This is a genomic window from Bartonella sp. AC70YNML (assembly GCF_042196545.1).
Taxonomy (GTDB): Bacteria; Pseudomonadota; Alphaproteobacteria; order Rhizobiales; family Rhizobiaceae; genus Bartonella.
Map to the genome: position 1 here is coordinate 1 of NZ_JBHIQK010000040.1, position 1,549 is coordinate 1,549.

Here is a 1,549-nt window from a genome sequence, read left to right on the forward strand (position 1 = left end):
CAATTGTTGTATGGCTTGCTTTTTTTGCGTTGTACTCTTTTTCAAGTCTTGAGCGAGTTTAAAAGATAACCTGATATATTTGATCAACAGGTAAGGAAGCCTGATCATAACCATAACCATTAAAATGGCAATGATAATGAACCCTAAAAAAGCCAAATGCTGCATCATAATGCTCCCTTTTTTTCCCTATCGCATTGATGTGAAATCATCATTTTTATTTTCTTCTCAAGCAAATGTTTCTAATTCCTTTACTGTTTCTTGCACGCCATACTGAAGGAGACTATGGAGAATTAAAATGACAGGTAAAGAAACAACAATACATGTCCAAACCCAAAACAGCAGTCGCATGACAAAATCAATAAAGTGAAGCACTATCATAGGCACGTAATTGTGCAAAAAAACCGCAGATTTTGGAAGAAAAGCAAAAAAAACGACAACACCTGTGCTAAGTGCAACCATAACGAAGGCGATAGAAAAGATCATAAAATAATCTTTTTTTGAGAGAAGCAAGGATTCTTGAAAAGAAAAGGCACGCAACTGTGTTGCAAGAACTGTATTCTGTCCCCTACCCTCTGCCTGATTATGCCTCAAATTCTGCGCTGCACCCTTTTTTAATTTTCGCTGCGTCACCAATAACAAGATTGTCCGTTTTATCAACGAATAATAAAGTGCAACGATTGTCACCACGGTAGAAAGGAATACCATAAAAATTGCAGAACAAATAAAAATTGCCGTCCCTACGGCAATCAACATTCCAATGATTAAAGAAGCGCTCACTTTTCCCCCTATTGTCTTCTGTTAAGAGATTGATTGTCTAGCTGTTTCTGCTCTGGTAAGTTTTCCCATTGTAGCATCATTTCCTTCACATCCCGTTTAAATACGGCGTTAAAGACAAAAAAGAGCGGAAACAACCCAAAAAGAACGCCAAAAATTATTTGCGGCAAGAAACATAAAAAAGCCCAAACACTATTCCATCCCGCATCAAGAACATGCTGAATTATAGGATTTTGGAATGGGTGTTTAAGACTTTCCTGAAAACTTTCTTGTTTCATTTGTCCCAGTGCTTGGAGCTGTTCTTTGGATATAACGTGAAAAAATTCCAAAGGGCTCATATAGGCAGACGCGGAAAAAAGCACCAACAAGAGGATAGCCAAACAACAAATGATGATATAATCGCCTGTTGAGAGAGCCGTCCATTTTTTGAAAGCTTCTGATTGATCCAACACGGGCTGCGATACAAAGGCCCTATCTCCCTTATGGGCAGATTGGTGTTGTGATTTATCTTCGATCATACGGATACTCCCCCCACTTCTAAAATTCCCACTCTTCAATATTTGATAGCACGCCACCAGCGCGGTAGATTCGCTTAGCACTCTTCTCAGAGTAAAGCAAGCACTATAATTCCCCTCTATGTATTTTGTTCACTTGCCTTATACGCGCTTATACATGAAGCGCTTACAAGCCCAAACATCCCTTTTCCCAAGGAAGGGTGTTCTATTGAAAGCCAAGCACGCGGCCAAGATCAACCTCAGTCCCAGATCAACCTCAT

Annotated in this window: 2 protein-coding genes; both read right to left on the reverse strand. The window is 39.6% G+C overall.

From position 1 onward, the window contains the following. Nucleotides 1-225: 225 nt before the first annotated feature. Nucleotides 226-777: a hypothetical protein gene (locus ACFIMU_RS08610; RefSeq protein ID WP_375697032.1), complete on the reverse strand. Its 552-nt coding sequence runs from the start codon at nucleotides 775-777 to the stop codon at nucleotides 226-228. Nucleotides 778-785: 8 nt separating this feature from the next. Beyond that, nucleotides 786-1,292: a hypothetical protein gene (locus ACFIMU_RS08615; RefSeq protein WP_375615514.1), complete on the reverse strand. Its 507-nt coding sequence runs from the start codon at nucleotides 1,290-1,292 to the stop codon at nucleotides 786-788. Nucleotides 1,293-1,549: the final 257 nt, after the last annotated feature.

Excerpts from the sequence above, each read along its gene's own strand:
- ACFIMU_RS08615 (WP_375615514.1), bottom strand. The coding sequence starts at position 1,292 with ATGATCGAAGATAAATCACAACACCAATCTGCCCATAAGGGAGATAGG.